Origin of the sequence: Cellulomonas iranensis NBRC 101100 = JCM 18110 (assembly GCF_001552375.1) — a bacterium.
Classification (GTDB): Bacteria; Actinomycetota; Actinomycetes; order Actinomycetales; family Cellulomonadaceae; genus Cellulomonas; species Cellulomonas iranensis.
In genome coordinates this window covers 22,138-39,685 of sequence record NZ_BCRB01000001.1, presented here as the reverse complement: position 1 = coordinate 39,685, position 17,548 = coordinate 22,138, and the positions used below count along the sequence as shown (strand labels likewise).

The following is a 17,548-nucleotide window of genomic DNA, read 5'->3' as shown; positions in this document are numbered from 1 at the left end:
GCGCCTGCCGCCGGAGCCGGTCGACAACGGGTGCGCGCACCTCACCGGGAGCAGGCGGAGGCGACCGAGGAGACGAACCCGGCCGACCACCGCAGGCGACCGGCGTGAGCATGCGAACGGCCCTGCACCCGTCGAGGGTACAGGGCCGTTCGTCATTCGCTGCTTGCAGCCGCGACACACGATGTGCAAAGACATCGCGCGCAGCCTGCAAACACTTCATGGTGGAGGTGGCGGGAATCGAACCCGCGTCCGATGACGTGGGACCAGGGCTTCTCCGGGTGCAGTCCGCAGTAGATTTTCTCAGCCCCCACGATCACGCGGACAAGACGTGGACGGGCTCAGTCGGCTAAGAGTCCCGCCCGCCCCACCGACGAGGACGGACAGCAGTGGCTCTCTAGATGACGCCGGGAACTAGACCGAGAGCATGTCTAGGCCGACGGACTTCGAGGCTCGCTCAGGCGGCGAGGGCGAAGTCGGTGCGCTTGGAATCGGCACCTATGAGTCGCACGGAGCGTTTACGAGATAACCGTGCATCCTCGACCCGCTTCACCTGGCTCGACGATCACCGTCGAAACCGATCACCCCCATGGGTGTGTTCAGTTGTCAAGCAGTCGCCGCACGCACCCGGGGGCGCGTCCGACGAGGTCAAGCCTACGTCACAACCACCGGGGCGTCTCCGTGATTCCCGCGGGCGTGGGCGGCCCGGACCGCCCTGGCCACCTGCGCGGTCGTGTCCCGCGTGGTGGAGCACCCCTGTCGCGTCGTGGCGGGCCTCCCTACCATCGGGCCATGGCGACCGGAGACGACCTCACCACTCCCCCCGGCACCCCGACGGACGGCGTCGCGCTCGCCGCCAGCGCGCGGCAGGCGACGACGTACCGGAGCCGGAACCTCGGCATGCTGATCCTGCTCGCCGCGATCGGCGTCGGCGCGTTCGCGGTGGCGGTCCTGGCGTTCCGCGGCCCCGCCGGCGGCGCCGGTGCCGGGTGGTTCCTGCTCGGCGTCGGCGTGCTGTTCGCGCTGTTCGTGGTGCTCCGCGGCAGGCGCGTGGCAACCGCTGCCCGGGAGGCGACGAGGCCGCCGTTCGTCACCGCCGGGCCGTCCGGGCTGCGCACGCGCGACGGCGTCGAGCTGGCGTGGGAGGAGCTGTCCCGGGTGATCGTCGTGCTCCGTGCCAAGAAGCAGGCGGACAACCACGCGCGGGGGAACACGCAGGTGGGCCAGCAGGTCGCCGCGGCCGCGCAGAACGCCGAAGGGCTGACCGGCCGGATCGAGCTCGAGGCCCGCGACGCGGCGCTGCTCCGGTCCCGGCTCGCCGCGACGGGGTCGCCCGCGGCGACCGTGAAGGGCGCCAAGCTCGTGCTGCCCTTCCGCCTCGTCGCGGAGGACGCCTACCCCGCGTTCTCGCAGACGCTCCACCGGTACGGCCAGGCGCACGGGGTGGGTGTCGTCGAGCGCAGCGAGTCGTACTAGCGGGTTCGAGCTCCCGCCCCACGGGGCCGCGCGACCTGCGCCCGACGACGGCCCTGCACCGGGGCCGGGAAGCGGCCCCGGTGCGTGCGCCCGGGTGAGCTCAGGAGCCCTCGGACGACCCGCCGTCGCCCTGCCCGCCGGGCTGCGCGTCGTCCCCCGCGCCACCGGGCAGCGCGTCGCGCGGCGCGGACGATCCGTCGTCGGAGCCCCGGGGCAGCGCACGGCCGGGCCGGTCACCGCCGTCCGGCAGCCGTCCGTCGCGGTCACCGTCGTGGTCGGGGACGCCCGCGAACGCGCCGGGGCCGCGGTGGGTCCCGACGCCGTGCCCGAAGGTGGCGAGGGCGACACCTCCGCCGCCCACCACGAGGCCGACCAGGAGCGCCGCCGCCGCGAGCACGGCCGCGACGACCGCGCTCACGGTCCGCCGCGGGCGGGCGGGCGCAGCGGGCACGGCCGGCGCGGCACCGGGCACCGCCGGTCCCCCGGCACCTGCGGGCGGCACGTACGCCGGCTGCACGTAGCCGGGCGCGGGCAGCGCGGGCCCACCCGGGGCGGGAGCTCCCGGGCCCGCCTGCCCGGGGGCGCCGGACGACGCGGCGGCCGCGCCGGAGCCACCTGCGCCCGTCGGAGCCCCGGCGGCGGCAGTCGGGTCGGGGTTCGGGTTCGGGTTCGCCGGCGTGCCCGGCGGGGTCGTTCGGTCGTCCATGGTGTCCTCCTGTCGGCGCCCCTGCGGCGCCCGCTGCCACCAGGCAACAGCACGGTCCCGGACGCGGGCTGGGGCGGACCTACGCGCCACCTGTGCACGTGTCGGTGGCGTGCCGCACGATGGGCGGATGGACCTGCCGGTGATGCCGCCCGTCGCGCCGATGCTCGCGAAGTCCGTCAAGGAGATCCCGGACGTGGGGCACGTCGAGCCGAAGTGGGACGGGTTCCGCACGATCGTGTTCCGCGACGGCGACGAGGTCGAGCTGGGCAGCCGCAACGAGAAGCCGATGACGCGGTACTTCCCCGAGCTCGTCGAGGCGCTGCGTGCGAACCTGCCCGAGCGGTGCGTGGTCGACGGCGAGATCGTCCTGGTCACGGGCGACCGGCTCGACTTCGACGCGCTGCAGCAGCGCATCCACCCCGCGGCGAGCCGCGTGAAGCTGCTGTCCGAGCAGACACCGGTGTCGTTCGTCGCGTTCGACCTGCTCGCGCTCGGCGACGATGACCTCACGGGCCGTCCGTTCGCCGAGCGTCGCGCGCTGCTCGTCGAGGCGCTGGCCGACGCGCGTCCGCCCGTGCACGTGACGCCCGCGACCGGTGACCTCGCCGAGGCGCGACGCTGGTTCGAGCAGTTCGAGGGCGCGGGCCTCGACGGCGTCGTCGCCAAGCCGCTCGACGGCACGTACCAGCCGGACAAGCGCGCGATGTTCAAGATCAAGCACGAGCGCACGGCGGACTGCGTCGTGGCGGGCTTCCGGTGGCACAAGTCGGGTGACGTGGTCGGGTCGCTGCTGCTGGGCCTGTGGGCGGACGACGGCCACCTGCAGCACGTCGGCGTGAGCGCGTCGTTCCCGATGGCACGACGTCGCACGCTGCTCGACGACCTCGGGCCGTACCGCGACGTCGACCTCGCCGCGCACCCGTGGGGCGGCTGGGCCGACCAGCAGACGCACGCCGGGCAGCGCCTGCCGGGCGCGGTGAGCCGCTGGAACGCCACCAAGGACCTGTCGTTCGTGCCGCTGCGCCCCGAGCTGGTCGTCGAGGTGGCCTACGACCACATGGAGGGCGACCGGTTCCGGCACACCGCGCAGTTCCGCCGCTGGCGCCCCGACCGCGACCCGCGCTCGTGCACGTACGCGCAGCTCGACGAGCCCGTACGGTTCGACCTCGCGGAGATCCTCGGCACCTGACGCACCAGGGCTCGCACGTCGTGCAGCGCACGTCTCGTGTCCGGGTGGCCCACCAACCGCACACCCGGGGCACCGCCGCGTCACTACGGTGTCGGCCGTGGCAGGCGCACGAGATCAGGGCTCCCCGGACCTCGACCCCCGGGTCGTCTCACGCGCCGCCGGTGTCCCGTGGCGCTCGCTGCCCTGGTGGGCGCCCGTCACGGCTCTCGTCGTGTCCCTCACGGCACGCACCCTGGGACCGTCGGGCGACACCGGCTCGCTGGTCTCGGCCCTGGTCACGGCGTCGGCCGTCGTCGTGATGCTCGTCGGCACGTGGCGCCGGACGTCGGGCCCGCGGTGGGCCCGCTGCTACGACACGACCGTCACGTCCGTGTGGTGGTCGTTGGGCCTCAGCCTGGTCCACGGCTGCCTGCTGGGGGTCGTCGCGGCGACTGTCGGCTTCGAGTCGCCGTGGGGCGACGCGCTGCTCGTCGCGACGGGCGTCCACCTCGTGTGGCCCGTCGTGGCGCTGGCCGTGGGCGTCCCGGCGATGCTGCTGGGCGGCATCGCGCTGCTCGCCCGGGTCGCGGCGCGGTCCGTCGGCGGCGACCGCGTCGTGGCGATCGGCGTCGTGGTCATCGTGGCGGGACTCGCCCTGCTGATCGGCGGCGGCGCGGTCGACGCCGTGACGGCCGCCGAGTCCCGCGACGGCGCGACGCGCGGCCTCCTCCCGCTGCTGGTCGACGCGTGGACGCGACCAGGCCCGGGGCCGATGACCGTCCGGGCCGGGTCGATCACCGCGCTCGCCGGGATCGTCACGATGCTGCTCGGCTTCCGTGTCCCTCCCCGGGCCGGCGACGTCACACCCGCAGCAGCACCGCCACCGTGACGACCACGGTCGCGAGGACCTCGCCCGCGCCGATCGGTCCGGGACGCAGCCGCGTCCACCGCCACGGCACGACGACGGCACGCAGCACGAGCAGCACGCCGACCGCACCCAGCACGGGGTCGAGCAGCGCCCCGAGCACCGCGACCACGACGTGGTACGCGACGGACACGCGGCGCACGCGCGGGTCGTCGCGGTCGCGGATGAGGCACTTCACGTACGGGACGGTGCCCAAGAAGTACGCGGCGAGTACCGCCGTGGCGGTCCACAGTCGGCCCGGTGCGACCACCGACGCACCGAGCCCGGCGGCCACGGGCGTCAGCAGGGCCGCCGCGAGGATCGTGACGGTGTCGTTCCACCACGACCGGTCGGCCCGCCGCAGCGACGCCACGAGGCTCACGCCGAGCAGCACCGCGAACGCCGGCGACCACAGCACCAGCCGCGGAGCCGACGCCACGAGCGCGGCCAGCAGCACGACACCGGCGCCCCCGTAGACGAGGACCGGGCGCACGTACCGTGCGCGGCGTCCCGACCGGAGCCAGATCCCCGCGGCGTGGTACGCGAGGTACCCGACGAGCCACGCCGCCATCAGCAGCGCGTGCCGCCACGTCCAGCCGGCCATCGTGGCGCCGACCACCGGCGGGACCACGAGCATCGCCCACGCCCCGTGCTGCCGCGGCACCCAGCCCTGCGACGGCCGGCGGCGTCGCGGGGTTCGCGGCACGGTCGCCGTCACGGACGTCGGCGGTGCGGTCATCGGGTCACGCTAACGGTGGGCCCACGTCGCGTACCCGGGACGGTGGTCCCTCGCGCGGAGCCGTGCCCGGCGGCTCGCCGTCCTGGCGCCCTGCCGAGCGCGTGACCGAGCCCCGCTGTCGCCGACGACCGTCGATGCCGTGCGGCGTTGCGGCCACCTGACAGCCGCAACGCCACACACTCCCCGCGCCGGGGGACCCGCTCCGACGCCGGACCGCCCGGGCGCCCCGACCGACGTCGCACCGGCCACCGCCGTCGACGCACGCGTCACGCCCGCGCCTCGCGACCCGTGGCCGGTCGCGTCAGTCCGCGAGGCCCACCACGTACCCGACGAAGAACAGACCCACGAGCACCACGGCGACCCCGACGACGGCGTAGGCGACCCAGTTGGCCCCGGTCGACCCGGTCGGCGGCTGCCGGTCCGACGCACCCGACGTCGACGACTCCACCGGCGGCGTGTCCCCGGGCGCGACCGACCCGCCGGGCTCGAGGCCGGGCGTGGTGTCGGGATCCGGGTCGGGGGTGCTGGCCGTCATGCGGGTCCTCTCGTCGGCGTCCCCTCCACGCTCGCCCGAGGACGCCACGCCGGCAACCTGAACGGCGCCCACGCCCGTGACGGCGCCCACGACGTCCTGCCGCCGCGGGGCGCCGGACGCACCGGGTCCGCAGGGCGTCCGAACCGCCCACCGACGCGCGTCCGGCGCGCGGCGCCCGTAGCGTCGAGGCACGACCCCCGACCGCGACCAGGAGGCCGCCATGGCACCGACGCAGCGCCCGCACGACGTGGTCGTCGTCGGGTCCGGGTTCGGCGGCCTGTTCGCGACGCGCGCGCTGGCGGACGTGCCCGGCGTGCGCGTCACGGTCATCAGCGGCGTCAACCACCACCTGTTCCAGCCCCTGCTCTACCAGGTGGCGACGGGCATCCTGTCGTCGGGCGAGATCGCACCCGCGACGCGCGACGTGCTGCGGCGCCAGCGCAACGCCCGCGTGCTGCTGGGCGTGGTCGAGGACGTCGACCTCGACGCGCGCGAGGTCGTGCACCGCTCACCGCTGGGCGAGGTCCGCACGCGCTACGACTCGCTGGTCGTGGCGGCAGGCGCCGGGCAGTCGTACTTCGGCCGCGACGAGTTCGCCGAGCACGCGCCCGGTCTCAAGAGCCTCGACGACGCGATGGAGGTCCGCGCGCGCGTGCTGGGGGCGTTCGAGCTGGCCGAGCTCACGGACGACCCCGAGGTCGCGGACCGGCTGCTGACGTTCGTCGTGGTCGGCGCCGGGCCGACGGGCGTCGAGATGGCGGGGCAGGTCGCCGAGCTCGCGCACCGCGTGCTGCCCGGGCAGTTCCGCCGCGCCGACCCGGCCCGCGCGCGCGTGCTGCTCGTCGACCCGGTGGAGCACGTGCTGCCCGGGTACCCGGAGCGGCTCGCGTCGGCCGCGGCGCGCGAGCTCGACCGGCTGGGCGTCGAGCTGTGGACGGGCTGGAAGGTCGTCGAGCTCGACGCCCGGTCGGTGACGGTCGAGGACGCCGACGGCCGCCGCCGCGAGATCCCGACGGTGTGCAAGGTGTGGGCGGCGGGTGTCGCGGGCGCGCCGCTCGGGCGCGTGCTCGCCGAGCGGTCGGGCGCCGAGACCGACCGGGCCGGGCGCGTGCGCGTCGCGCCGGACTGCACGCTGCCGGGCCACCCCGAGGTGTTCGTCGTCGGGGACCTCATGAGCCTCGACGACCTGCCGGGCGTCGCGCAGGTCGCGATCCAGAGCGGGCAGCACGCGGCCGGGCAGATCGCGGCGCGCGTGCGCGGCGAGCCGACGGGGCAGCGGTTCGTCTACCGCGACAAGGGCAGCATGGCGACGGTGTCGCGGTTCTTCGCGGTCGCGCAGGTGGGGCCCGTGCGCACCGCGGGCGTGGCCGCGTGGGCGCTGTGGCTCGGCGTGCACCTCGTGTACCTGGTGGGCTTCAAGAACCGGCTGACGACCCTGCTGCACTGGGCGGTGTCGTTCGTCGGGCGGGGCCGCGCCGAGCGCGCGTCGACGTGGCAGCAGGTGGTGGCGCGCAACGTGCTGCGCCGCACGGGCGACGCCGCGCTCGGCGCACGCGACGCGGCCGGCTGACCCGACCGGCCGCACCGGCCGCGGCACGCGTCACGGGCGCGGGCTCACCAGCCCCCGCCGCCCCCGCCGCCGACGCCACCGCCGGAGAACCCGCCGCCGCTGAACCCGGACCCGCCCGAGGACCCCGGCGTGGGTGCCGTGATGGCCGACGTCGCGACGGACTCGAAGCGGTCGAGCGCGCCCACGAACCCCGTGGCCCAGAACGCGTGCGCGGTCGGCGCGTACGACCCGACGTACCAGCCGGGCTGCTCGAGCACGCGCCCCTGCGCGGCGAGCTCGGCGAACACGCGCGCCCACCGGTCGGTCAGGCCGAACACGATCGCGTACGGCAGGTACCGGCTGAAGACGTCCTCGCCCTCCTCGAACCGCAGCTGGTTCGCCTCGGCCGTCGCGAGGTACCGGCGGAACCCGAGGGCCTGGGCCAGCACCGCGGTGCCGTCGGCCGTGCGCGCGGGCGCCCGGTTGGACACCGCGAGCACCAGCACCCCGACCAGCGTGATCGCGATGCCCACGAGCGCCAGCCCGGGGACCGTCTCGATCGCCATCGCGACGAGCGCCACCGCGACGCCGAGCCCCATGATCCCGAACGCCGATGCGAGCCACGCGTTGCGCACCTTCTTGGGGTTGCCGCGGAACCAGCCGACGCTCGCGACGTGCTCGTACATCATGTCCTGCACCTTGGCGAGCGACGACGCGAACGTCGTGCTCAGGTCGGACAGCTGGACGCGGTCCTCCTCCTCGAACAGGTCGGACAGCAGCCACGCCTCGAACGGCAGCAGACCCTCGGTGCCGGCGCGCAGGCGCACCAGCGTCCAGTCCTTGGGCTTCTTCTTCGGGTTGGACCGCGGCACCTCCTCGATGCGCAGCCAGCCGCGCACCGCGAGGTCGACGATGGTCGCCGTGACGTCGACGGGGTCGGCCTTCTCGTCGACGAGCGTGCCGATCTCCCCCGGCCGCGCGTCCTGCGGCGGCTGGAACTGCACGCTCACGGGCATGCGGCGGTCGCGGTACCCCGTCGCGACCTCCTGGCCGTCGGCCGGGCGCAGCCCGGGCGTCAGGCCGAGGTACGCGCGGTCCCGGCCCGTGCGGCGCACGCGCCGCACGACCAGGCCGCTGCCGACCAGCAGCAGCGCGCCCGCCAACGCCCCGGCGGGGTTGGCCGGTGCGAGCGGCAGCGTCGGGTCGGGCTTGGGGCGCAGGATCGGCTGCACGCCCGGGAACGTGCCGCCGGGCCACCCGGTGACGGTCGTCAGCTGGTCGCCGACCGTCACGACGTCCTGCGTGAACGACGCCGTCCCCCCGTCGGTCGTCACCGACCGGCAGGGCGTCGTCGAGCCGTACGGGCCCACGAAGCACGCGGCGCCCTCGACGGGCGCGGGCCCCGACACGGTGACCGACAGCTGCGACAGCGGGATCTCCCACCCGGGGCCGATGACGTTCCAGTACAGCTCGTCGCCCGAGTGCTGCGCGTTCGCGGGGTTGATCCAGCCGTCGACGGTGAAGGTCACGACGTACGTCTGCACGCCCGTGACGTCGTCGACGTCCTCGTCCCCGATGCGCAGGACCATCGCCGACGTCTCGTCCTCGCGGTCCACGCCGGCCGGCGCGCCCGTGGGGCTCGACGCCCGCACGTCGCTGAACTCGAACACGCGGTCCTGCTCGTCGTCGTAGGACACCCGCGTCGGGAACGTGAGGTACGGCCCGTGCCCCGGGTCGTCGCCGTAGTCGAAGTCGAGCTCGATGCGCACGTCGACGCTGCCGTCGACGGCCGCGTCGGCCGTCACGTCGTAGCGCGTGATCTCCCGCCCGCTGGACAGGTCGCCGGGCGCGGGCGCCGCGAGCGCCACGGGCGGCGCGAGCAGGATCACCCCCAGCGCCACGACGAGCACGAGGGCGAGCACGGCGAGCCGCCGCACCGCACGCGCCAGAACAGGGTCGGATCCGTCCGGACGCACGTCGGTCACCGGTCGCGTCGCTCCCTCATCGCTCGCTGCGCCTCGAGGTTGTCCTGCCGCTCGCGCAGGGCCTGGCGCTTGTCCCAGTCCTTCTTGCCGATCGCCAGCGCGATCTCGACCTTGGCGCGGCCGTCGAGGAAGTACAGCGCGAGCGGCACGATCGTGTGCCCCTTCTCGCGCGTGCGCGCCTCGAGCCGCTCGATCTCCTCGCGGTGCAGCAGCATCTTGCGCTTGCGCCGCGGCGCGTGGTTGGTCCACGTGCCCTGCGAGTACTCGGGGATGTGCACGCCGTGCAGCCACGCCTCGCCCGACTCGATCTCGCCCCAGCCGTCCACCAGCGACGCGCGGCCGGCGCGCAGCGCCTTGACCTCGGTGCCCGTGAGCACCAGGCCGGCCTCGAACACGTCCTGGATCAGGTAGTCGTGCCGCGCCTTGCGGTTGGCGGCGACCATCGTGCGGCCGTCCACCTTCGCCTTCGCCACCGCGCGGCCCTCCGTCCCTGTGCTGTCCCGTGCCCGGTTCGCGGGCGGTCGTCGCGGCAGTCCTCACGACCGCCGACGTCCGACACTACCGGCGCCCACCCGCGTCGTCCCACGGGAATCCGCGGACGACGCGCAGGTCACAGCCCCAGGTACGGCCGCGGGTTGGTCGTCGAGCCGTTGACGTACACCTCGAAGTGCAGGTGGCAGGCCGCCGACGTGCCGGTGTTTCCCGCGTAGCCGAGCAGCTGGCCGGCGCTCACGCGCGCCCCGGCGCCGACGACGAACGACGACATGTGGTTGTAGCTCGACATGAGCGACGACCCGTCGACCCAGCCGTGGTCGACCATCACCTGGTTGCCGTACCCGCTGCGGAACCGGGCCCACTGCACGGTCCCGTCGCGGCCCGCGTAGACGGGCTCGCCGCACCGGTCGCGCAGGTCGATGCCGGCGTGCATGCGCATGTAGCCCAGCACGGGGTGCATGCGCATGCCGTACTCGGAGGTCACGTAGATCGGGTTGTGCGCGGTGGGGTTGCCGAACTTCGCGCCGGGGCGCGCACCGCCGGGCTGCGGGCTCGTGCCGCCGCCCCCGCCACCGGTACCCGTACCGCCGCCACCGCCGCCGTTGTTGTTGTTGTTCTGGGCGGCCGCGCGCCGCGCAGCCTCCTCGGCCTCGCGCTGCTGACGCTGCTGCTCGACGATCTGCGCGAGCTCGCCCGCGAGCTTGCCCCGCTCGGCGTCCGCGGCCGCGGCCTGCGCCTCGACCTCGGCCTTGCGGCCCGCGATGGCCGCCTGGCGCTCCTGCTGCTCGGCCACGAGCTGGTCGAGCGCCTGCTTGGCGCTGGCCGCCTCGGCCTGCGCCTGCTGCGCCTCGGCGAGCTTCTGGTCGGCCGCGGCCTTGAGCTCGTCGACCTTCTCGCGCACCGCCTGCTGCCGCGCCTGCGCGTTCTTGTTCCGGGCCGCGAGCTCGGTGAGCTCGTCGAGCACCTGCGTCTGCGTGCGCATCGCCGTGGACACGAGCCCGTACTTGCGGACGAAGTCCTGCGAGCTCTCCGCGTCGAGCATCACGCTCATGCTGGAGACGTCACGCCCGCCCTGGTAGGCGCTGCGCGCCATCTGGCCGATGGCCGCACGGATCTCCTGCTCGCGCTCGCCGTCGACGACGATCTGGTCGCCGATCGACGCCTCCTCGTCGCGCGCCGCCTGCAGCCGTGCGGCGAGGATCTCGGCCTCGCGCTGCGCGGCCTGCGCGGCGGCGACGGCCTCGTCGAGCCTGCTCTGCGCGGCGGGCAGCTGCGCCTCGACCTCCGCGAGCCGGGCGACCGCGTCCGCGAGCTCGCCGCCGAGCTCCTCGAGCGTCTCCTCGAGGGCCGCGGCGCGCTGGTCGGCCTCGGCCTGGCGGCGCTCGACGTCGGCGCGCTTGTTCGACAGGTCGTCGGCGAGCGCCGGCGCCGAGCCGGCGACGAGCGCCGGGACGGCGACCGCGAGCGCGGCGACGAGCGCGACGCCTGCGTGCAGCGCGCGGCGGGTGCGGGAGGGACGGTCGGGTCGGCGCATGCTCACACCTTCGTGTAGCGGCTGAGGGTGACGAGGGACGAGATCGCGGCGAGCACGAACGCGACGAGCACCAGGAGCGGTGCGATCGTCAGGACGTCCGACGTCCCGACGTACGGGATCCACGTCACGGACTTGCCGAGCCAGTCGGTGACGAGGTATTCGACCCCGAGCCACAGGCCGCCGATCGCGAGCCCCGCGCCGAGCGTCGCAGCGATCGCGCCCTCGAGCATGAACGGCAGCTGGATGAACAGCGTGGACGCACCGACGAGGCGCATGATGCCGGTCTCACGGCGGCGGCTGAGAGCGGACAGCCGGATCGTGGTGGTGATGAGCAGCACGGCCGCGAGCAGCATGATCGCGGCGAGCCCGCCGGCGGCCCACGTGGCGCGGTCGAGCACGAGGAAGAGGTTGTCGAACAGCCGCCGCTGGTCCTGCACCGACTCGACGCCCGGGCGGCCGGACACGACGTCGGCGACGACCTGGTACTGCTCGGGGTCCGTGAGCTTGATGCGCAGCGACGAGTTCATGTCGTCGGCGGTGGCGGCCGACGCCCAGAACTGGTCGCCCCACTGCCGCTTGAACGTCTCGTACGCCTCCTCCTTCGACTCGGTGAAGATCTGCTCGACGTAGCGCGCGACGTCGGGCGCGTCGAGCGCCGCGAGGATGTCGTCGCGCTGCTCCTGCGTCACCTCACCGGCCGCGCACGTGGGCGCCGCGGAGTTCTCGGGGCACAGGAAGACCGAGACCTCGACCTTGTCGTAGAAGTCGTCCTTCATCTTGCCGATCTGCGTCTGCAGCAGCGCGGCGGCACCGAGGAAGGTCAGGCACACGAACGTCACGAGCACGACCGACACGGTCATCGACAGGTTGCGGCGCAGGCCGATGCCGATCTCGGACAGGATGAACTGGGCGCGCATCTCCCGATCCCCTCAGCGGTCCGAGCCGTAGACGCCGCGCGACTGGTCGCGCACGAGCTCACCGGTCGACAGCTCGACCACGCGCTTGCGCATCTGGTCGACGATCTCGTCGTCGTGCGTGGCCATGACGACCGTGGTGCCGGTGCGGTTGATGCGGTCGAGCAGGCGCATGATCCCCAGGGACGTCGTCGGGTCGAGGTTGCCGGTGGGCTCGTCGGCCAGCAGGATCGACGGCCGGTTGACGAACGCGCGCGCGATCGCGACGCGCTGCTGCTCACCGCCCGACAGCTCGTGCGGGCGACGCTTCTCCTTGCCGGCGAGCCCGACCATGTCGAGCACGTCGGGCACGGTCGTGAGGATGTGGTGACGCGGCTTGCCGATGACCTGCAGCGCGAACGCGACGTTCTCGAAGACGGTCTTGTTGGGCAGCAGGCGGAAGTCCTGGAAGACCGCGCCGATCTGCCGGCGCAGGTGCGGGACCTTGAAGCCGGACAGCGTCCCGAGCTCCTTGCCGGCGACGAACACCTTGCCGGCCGACGCGCGCTCCTCGCGCAGCACGAGCCGCAGGAACGTCGACTTGCCGGACCCGGACGCGCCCACGAGGAACACGAACTCGCCGCGCTCGACGTCGAGCGTCACCCGGTCCAGCGCGGGCCGTGCGCCGCGCGCGTAGACCTTCGTCACGTTCTCGAACCGGATCACGACCGACCTCGCCTCGTCCTCTCGGGGGGCACGCCCCCGACGGCCCGCGGTCCGCGAGCCCCATCGAGGGTAGGAAGGCGTTCACCCGCTCGGGCGCAGGACACGCCGCCCCGTCGCCTGTGAATCACGCGCGACGCCCGACTCGTCCCGTTCCGTCCCGGACGTGCGTCCGGGACGGGTCGGCGGGCTCAGGCGTCCGCGACCTGCTGCGCCCGGCGCCAGCGCACGCCGGCCTCGATGAAGTCGTCGATGTCGCCGTCGAACACCGCGGCCGGGTTGCCGACCTCGTGCTCGGTGCGCAGGTCCTTGACCATCTGGTACGGCTGCAGCACGTACGAGCGCATCTGGTCGCCCCAGGACGCCTTGATGTCGCCCGCGAGCTCCTTCTTCTTGGCGTCCTCCTCGGCCTTGCGCACGAGCAGGAGCCTCGACTGCAGGACGCGCAGCGCGGCGGCGCGGTTCTGGATCTGCGACTTCTCGTTCTGCATCGACACGACGATGCCGGTGGGGATGTGCGTCATGCGGACCGCGGAGTCGGTCGTGTTGACGGACTGCCCGCCGGGGCCGGACGAGCGGAACACGTCGACCTTGATCTCGGACTCGGGGATCTCGATGGAGTCGGTCTGCTCGATGAGCGGGATGACCTCGACGGCGGCGAACGACGTCTGACGTCGCCCCTGGTTGTCGAACGGCGAGATCCGCACGAGGCGGTGCGTGCCGGCCTCGACCGACAGGTGCCCGAACGCGTAGGGCGCCTTGACCTCGAACGTCGCGGACTTGAGCCCGGCCTCCTCGGCGTACGACGTGTCGAGCACGGTCGTCGGGTAGCCGTGGCGCTCGGCCCAGCGCAGGTACATGCGCAGCAGCATCTCGGCGAAGTCGGCGGCGTCGACGCCGCCGGCGCCGGCGCGGATCGTGACGACGGCCTCGCGCTGGTCGTACTCGCCCGCGAGCAGCGTGCGGACCTCGAGCTCGCCGAGGTCCTTGCGGATGCCGACGAGCTCGGCCTCGGCCTCGGCGAGGGTGTCCTCGTCGTCCTCCTCGGCGGCCATCTCGACGAGCGTCTCGAGGTCGTCGATGCGGCCGCGCAGGCGCGTGACGCGGTCGAGCTCGGACTGCGCGGCGGACAGCGCGCTCGTGACCTTCTGGGCGGCCTCGGGGTCGTCCCACAGGTCGGGGGCGGACGCCTGCTCGGAGAGCTCGGCGATCTTCGCCCGCAGCGCCGTGGGGTCGCTCACCGACTCGATGGAGTCCAGCGTGGTGCGCAGGTCGCGGAGCTCGGCGGGGAAGTCGGTGGTGGCCACGGCGGTCCAGGCTACCCGCTCCGCGCCGCACGAACGGGCGTGCGGCGACGCGCCCGGACGACGCGGGGGCGACACCGGGTCGTGACGCGTCGCGACGACGCGGCCCGGCTCGTCCGCGGCGCGTCCGTCGGCGCCCGCCGGCACGCGCGCGACCTGCCCGTCGCCCCGCCCGTGGTCGGCGCGGGCGGCCGGGCCGTGGTGCCCGCCCGGCCGGTGGTGCGCGGCGGCACGCCACCCGGGCCCGTCTGAGGCGCGGCGGGGTTCAGGCGGCGCCGCGCGCGACGAGGACGGGGCACGCCGCACGCGCGACGAGCCACTGGCTGACCGAGCCGAGCACGAGCCCGCCCAGGCCGCCGAGGCCCCGCGTGCCGACGACGAGCAGGTCGGCGCGCTCGGCGTGCTGCGCGAGCACGCGGGCCGCCGGCCCCTCCGCGACGACGCCGTCCACGGTGACGCCCTCGGCGCCCGCGAGCCGCACGAGCGCGGCGTCGAGCGCCCGCTCGGCGGCCTGCCGCGCGAGGTCGGCCGGCGACGTGCCGGGCTGCTCGGCGAGCCAGGACACGAGCGAGCGGTTGGTGGGAGGCTCCTGCCAGCACGCGACGACGGTGAGCCGGGTCGCGGTGCTGGTGGCGATCGCGTCGGCGCCCGTGACGGCGGCGTCGACCGCGGCGAACGAGGCCGCCGACCCGTCGACGCCGACGACGACGTGCCCGGTGGGCTGCGGCGCGACCTGCGTGCGGGGCACCACCACGACGGGGCACGGCGCGTGCTGCAGCACGCCGAGCGACACCGACCCGAGCAGCACGCCCGACAGCCGCCCCGCGCCCTGCCGTCCGACGACGAGCAGCCGTGCGTCCTGCGCGAGCCCGACGAGCGTGCGCGCGGGCGGGCCGTCGTCGAGGACCGCGGTGACGGCGAGCCCGGGCGACTGCTCGCGCGCGACCTGCGCGCCCTCGTCCGCGACCTCCTGCGCACCCTGCCGGACGTACGCCGACGCGGTGCGCAGCGGCGGCACGTCGAGCTGCCCCTGCAGCCCCCACACGTGCACGACCCGCAGCTCCGCGCCCAGCCGGTGGGCCGCGACCGCCGCCCACCGCACCGCCGAGACCGCCTCCGGCGACCCGTCGTACCCGACCACCACGTGCGTGCCCATCGCGCCCTCCCCGAGGCTCGGCCGTGCTCCGATCGTCGCGCGGGGTGCCGGGTGCGGCAAGGCGCGGGCCCGACACCGCCTGCGGCGCGACGGCGCGGGTCTGCTACCCCCCGCGCCGCACGAGTCGCCGGGCCCCGTCGCCGTCCCGCGCCGGTGCGCCCCACCTGCCGGGCACCGCGGGGACGCCGCCGCCCGCGTGCCCGGGAGACCCGTGCCCGGGAGACCGCCGTGCCGGCCGCTGCACGACGGCGCACGCGGCGATCGCGACCGCCGCGGCCACGAGCAGCGCACCGCCCAGGAGCGGCGGCGCGCCCGGTCCGCGCGACGACGCCGCACCGCCCAGGGCGGCACCGGCGGCGATGCCGACGTTGAACGCGACGACGGCGACCGCCGAGGCGAGCGTCGCGCGGTCGCCCGCGATCGCGAGCATCTCCGACTGCACGAGGGCGGGCAGCAGACCGAAGCACAGCCCTGCGACGACGCCCGCCGCGACGACGGCCACGGGCGCACCGGTCGCCGCGAGCGCCGCCAGCAGCACACCTTCCACGGCGGCCACGGCGCACGCCCGCGGCAGTCGGGACCGTCCGGACAGCGGACCCGCGACGAGCGCGGCCACCACGACCGCGACGCCGTACGCGCCCAGCGCCGCCGTCGCGGAGCTGCTGGCGCTCTCCGCGAGCGGCGTCAGGAACGTGTAGAAGGTGAAGTGCCCCGCCAGCGCGAGCGCGAACGCCGCGGCCAGCGCCAGCACCGCACCGGGCGGCGCGCCGCCAGCACGACCGTCGGCGGCCGCGGCACGCACGCGCTCGGGTGGCGCACCGGCCGCGGCGAGCGCGACGGCCACGGCCGCGACCAGGAGCGGCACGCGCCACGACCACGTCGAGAGCGCCTCGACCACCGGGACGCCGAGCGCGAGGGCACCCGCGTTGCCCAGCAGCACGTGGGCCACCGCCCGCTCGGGCCGCCCCGACGAGCGTGCCGCCAGCGCGAGCGCGAGCGGGAAGAAGCACCCGTGCGCGACGCCGGTGAGCGCACGCGTCACGAGGAACGCCGGCAGGTCCGCAGCGGCGACGCTGAGCGCGGCAGCCGCCGCGAACACCGCGCCCGCGACGACGACCGCACGCCGCAGGGGCGCGGCGCGCAGCAGCAGCGCGCCGGGGACCGCGACCACGGCGGTCGCCGCGGCGTACGCGGTGGACCCGAGCGCGACGCGCTCGACGCCCGCGCCCAGGTCGCGCGCGATCGTCGAGACGGCTCCCACCGGCGCCATCTCGACGGTCACGGCGAAGAACACGGCGACGGGCAGAGCCGCGCGCGCGGCCGCGTCCCGCAGGTCAGACGGCACGCTCGGCCACCGGCAGCTCGGGCACGCGGGGCGGCAGCGCCGCCGTGACGCGGGCCGCGAGCCCCCGCACGCTCAGCACCGCGGTCGGCACGCGGGCCGTCAGCTCGCCTCCGGCGCCCTCCGGCACGAGCACGACGCTCCCCGGGCCGGCGGTGCCGCCGTCGACGTCCACCTCGCCGGACAGGACCACGACCAGCTCGTCGACGCCGTGCGGGGCGTCGAAGGAGAGCCGCTCGCCGGCACCCAGCCGGTGGTGCTCGACCGACTCGGTCTCGCTGTGGAGCATGCCGCGACGCACGAGGCACGTCCACGTGTCGTCGGGGTCGACGCGCGTGACGATCATGCCGGCCCCACGCGCAGCTCGACCGTGAACAGCTCGCATTCCTCGGCGGCCGTCAGCCGCCCGCGCGTCCCGGCCGGGACGAGGAACGCGGCGGGCGCCGTGACGCTGCTGGTCGCGCCGGGCAGGTCGAGGACCGCGGAGCCGGCGTTCACGAACCCCGCGATCTCGCTGCTGTCGGCCCCCGTCACCAGCTCCTCCCCCGCCAGCAGGACGTGGCGGTCGACGGCCACCAGCGGGCCGTCGAAGACGGTCGTGGTGTCGACGTGGGGCGTGACGGTCAGGTCGGTGAGGTGCACGGGCACGGGGCGGCTCCGGGGGGTGACGGGCCCCGGCGGTGCCGGGGCGGCGAGGGCGGCCTGCGTGGCCGGGGCGAGCGTCTCGACGACCCACCAGCTGAGGTCGTGGTCGCCCGTGTTGCGCAGGCCGTGCGTGTTGCCCGGCGGCGTGAGCGCGAGCGACCCGCGACGGACCGCGTGCGGACGACCGTTGAAGAAGAACTCGCCCTCGCCGTCGAGGACCAGGTAGATCTCCTCGGTCCGGGTGTGGCGGTGCTCTCCGCTCACCGCGTCGGGCGGCAGCGTGGCCCACTCGACGGCCTCGGTGGGCGACTGCAGGTGGCGTCGCGTGTAGAACGCCTTCCATCCGGTGCGGCCGGGGCTGCCGTGCACGCCGTGGATCACGGCGTGCACGGCAGGG

18 protein-coding genes and 1 other RNA gene are annotated in these 17,548 nt (G+C 75.1%); 5 read left to right on the top strand and 14 right to left on the bottom strand.

Going from position 1 to position 17,548, the window contains the following annotated elements:
• Positions 1-219 precede the first annotated feature (219 nt).
• Positions 220-586, bottom strand: a transfer-messenger RNA (tmRNA) gene (gene ssrA, locus CS2_RS00190).
• 203 nt (positions 587-789) lie between these two features.
• Between ssrA and CS2_RS00185 the strand changes: the two genes are divergently transcribed.
• A complete protein-coding gene (locus tag CS2_RS00185; RefSeq protein ID WP_070318386.1) occupies positions 790-1,473 on the top strand; it encodes a hypothetical protein in 684 nt (227 codons plus the stop codon).
• A 100-nt stretch (positions 1,474-1,573) separates the two neighbouring features.
• On the opposite strand, the gene CS2_RS00180 is transcribed toward CS2_RS00185, so the two are convergent.
• On the bottom strand, positions 1,574-2,179 hold the full coding sequence (locus CS2_RS00180) for a hypothetical protein (RefSeq protein WP_070318385.1): 606 nt from the start codon (positions 2,177-2,179) through the stop codon (positions 1,574-1,576).
• A gap of 127 nt (positions 2,180-2,306) precedes the next feature.
• On the opposite strand from CS2_RS00180, the gene CS2_RS00175 reads away from it, so the two are divergent.
• Positions 2,307-3,368 carry an ATP-dependent DNA ligase gene (locus CS2_RS00175; RefSeq protein WP_070318384.1) on the top strand — a complete coding sequence of 354 codons (1,062 nt, stop codon included), beginning with the start codon at positions 2,307-2,309 and terminating at the stop codon, positions 3,366-3,368.
• Positions 3,369-3,465: 97 nt separating this feature from the next.
• Positions 3,466-4,236, top strand: coding sequence for a hypothetical protein (locus tag CS2_RS00170; RefSeq protein WP_156441925.1), 771 nt, complete (start codon positions 3,466-3,468; stop codon positions 4,234-4,236).
• Here CS2_RS00170 and CS2_RS00165 read toward each other — a convergent pair.
• Entirely contained in the window at positions 4,208-4,990 is a 783-nt protein-coding gene (locus tag CS2_RS00165; protein WP_082739548.1) for a YwiC-like family protein, read from the bottom strand. The two genes, CS2_RS00170 and CS2_RS00165, sit on opposite strands and share 29 nt — an antisense overlap.
• A 301-nt stretch (positions 4,991-5,291) precedes the next feature.
• Entirely contained in the window at positions 5,292-5,525 is a 234-nt protein-coding gene (locus tag CS2_RS00160; protein ID WP_070318382.1) for a DUF6480 family protein, read from the bottom strand.
• A gap of 220 nt (positions 5,526-5,745) precedes the next feature.
• On the opposite strand from CS2_RS00160, the gene CS2_RS00155 reads away from it, so the two are divergent.
• Complete coding sequence (locus CS2_RS00155) at positions 5,746-7,095, top strand: NAD(P)/FAD-dependent oxidoreductase (RefSeq protein ID WP_070318381.1); 1,350 nt, start codon at positions 5,746-5,748, stop codon at positions 7,093-7,095.
• 44 nt (positions 7,096-7,139) lie between these two features.
• Here the strand turns inward: CS2_RS00155 and CS2_RS00150 are convergent, their stop codons facing one another.
• The 6 genes from CS2_RS00150 to prfB all read right to left on the bottom strand — a co-directional run bounded on the left by CS2_RS00150 (position 7,140) and on the right by prfB (position 14,011).
• Complete coding sequence (locus CS2_RS00150; RefSeq protein ID WP_070318380.1) at positions 7,140-9,059, bottom strand: DUF2207 domain-containing protein; 1,920 nt, start codon at positions 9,057-9,059, stop codon at positions 7,140-7,142.
• Complete coding sequence (gene smpB, locus CS2_RS00145) at positions 9,056-9,532, bottom strand: SsrA-binding protein SmpB (protein WP_082131306.1); 477 nt, start codon at positions 9,530-9,532, stop codon at positions 9,056-9,058. Before smpB ends, CS2_RS00150 begins: the two co-directional genes overlap by 4 nt.
• A 137-nt stretch (positions 9,533-9,669) precedes the next feature.
• Positions 9,670-11,088 (bottom strand): M23 family metallopeptidase, encoded by a 1,419-nt coding sequence (locus CS2_RS00140; RefSeq protein ID WP_070318379.1) that lies wholly within the window; start codon positions 11,086-11,088, stop codon positions 9,670-9,672.
• A 2-nt stretch (positions 11,089-11,090) separates the two neighbouring features.
• Entirely contained in the window at positions 11,091-12,005 is a 915-nt protein-coding gene (gene ftsX / locus CS2_RS00135) for a permease-like cell division protein FtsX (RefSeq protein ID WP_046527936.1), read from the bottom strand.
• 12 nt (positions 12,006-12,017) lie between these two features.
• Entirely contained in the window at positions 12,018-12,707 is a 690-nt protein-coding gene (ftsE, locus tag CS2_RS00130) for a cell division ATP-binding protein FtsE (RefSeq protein ID WP_046527935.1), read from the bottom strand.
• Positions 12,708-12,895: 188 nt separating this feature from the next.
• Positions 12,896-14,011: a peptide chain release factor 2 gene (prfB, locus tag CS2_RS00125; protein ID WP_070318378.1), complete on the bottom strand. Its 1,116-nt coding sequence runs from the start codon at positions 14,009-14,011 to the stop codon at positions 12,896-12,898.
• Positions 14,012-14,092: 81 nt separating this feature from the next.
• Here prfB and CS2_RS18675 point away from each other — a divergent pair, with 81 nt between their 5' ends.
• Positions 14,093-14,260 (top strand): hypothetical protein, encoded by a 168-nt coding sequence (locus tag CS2_RS18675; RefSeq protein ID WP_156441924.1) that lies wholly within the window; start codon positions 14,093-14,095, stop codon positions 14,258-14,260.
• A gap of 13 nt (positions 14,261-14,273) precedes the next feature.
• Here the strand turns inward: CS2_RS18675 and CS2_RS00120 are convergent, their stop codons facing one another.
• The 4 genes from CS2_RS00120 to CS2_RS00105 form a co-directional block, all read right to left on the bottom strand.
• Positions 14,274-15,164 carry a universal stress protein gene (locus CS2_RS00120; protein ID WP_070318377.1) on the bottom strand — a complete coding sequence of 297 codons (891 nt, stop codon included), beginning with the start codon at positions 15,162-15,164 and terminating at the stop codon, positions 14,274-14,276.
• Between the two features lie 103 nt (positions 15,165-15,267).
• A complete protein-coding gene (locus CS2_RS00115) occupies positions 15,268-16,509 on the bottom strand; it encodes an MFS transporter (RefSeq protein ID WP_070318376.1) in 1,242 nt (413 codons plus the stop codon).
• The gene (locus CS2_RS00110) at positions 16,499-16,852 is read right to left on the bottom strand and encodes a pirin family protein (RefSeq protein ID WP_070318375.1); all 354 of its coding nucleotides are present in this window, start codon (positions 16,850-16,852) and stop codon (positions 16,499-16,501) included. The genes CS2_RS00115 and CS2_RS00110 overlap by 11 nt, the downstream gene beginning before the upstream one ends.
• Positions 16,849-17,541, bottom strand: coding sequence for a cupin domain-containing protein (locus tag CS2_RS00105; RefSeq protein WP_169798606.1), 693 nt, complete (start codon positions 17,539-17,541; stop codon positions 16,849-16,851). The genes CS2_RS00110 and CS2_RS00105 overlap by 4 nt, the downstream gene beginning before the upstream one ends.
• Between the last annotated feature and the right edge of the window lie 7 nt (positions 17,542-17,548).

Bases quoted from the DNA above. Each gene is read 5' to 3' on its own strand.
- CS2_RS00185 (WP_070318386.1), top strand. From the start codon at position 790: ATGGCGACCGGAGACGACCTCACCACTCCCCCCGGCACCCCGACGGAC.
- CS2_RS00180 (WP_070318385.1), bottom strand. From the start codon at position 2,179: ATGGACGACCGAACGACCCCGCCGGGCACGCCGGCGAACCCGAACCCG.
- CS2_RS00175 (WP_070318384.1), top strand. From the start codon at position 2,307: ATGGACCTGCCGGTGATGCCGCCCGTCGCGCCGATGCTCGCGAAGTCC.
- CS2_RS00165 (WP_082739548.1), bottom strand. From the start codon at position 4,990: ATGACCGCACCGCCGACGTCCGTGACGGCGACCGTGCCGCGAACCCCG.
- CS2_RS00160 (WP_070318382.1), bottom strand. From the start codon at position 5,525: ATGACGGCCAGCACCCCCGACCCGGATCCCGACACCACGCCCGGCCTC.
- CS2_RS00155 (WP_070318381.1), top strand. From the start codon at position 5,746: ATGGCACCGACGCAGCGCCCGCACGACGTGGTCGTCGTCGGGTCCGGG.
- CS2_RS00140 (WP_070318379.1), bottom strand. From the start codon at position 11,088: ATGCGCCGACCCGACCGTCCCTCCCGCACCCGCCGCGCGCTGCACGCA.
- ftsX (WP_046527936.1), bottom strand. From the start codon at position 12,005: ATGCGCGCCCAGTTCATCCTGTCCGAGATCGGCATCGGCCTGCGCCGC.
- CS2_RS00120 (WP_070318377.1), bottom strand. From the start codon at position 15,164: ATGGGCACGCACGTGGTGGTCGGGTACGACGGGTCGCCGGAGGCGGTC.
- CS2_RS00110 (WP_070318375.1), bottom strand. From the start codon at position 16,852: ATGATCGTCACGCGCGTCGACCCCGACGACACGTGGACGTGCCTCGTG.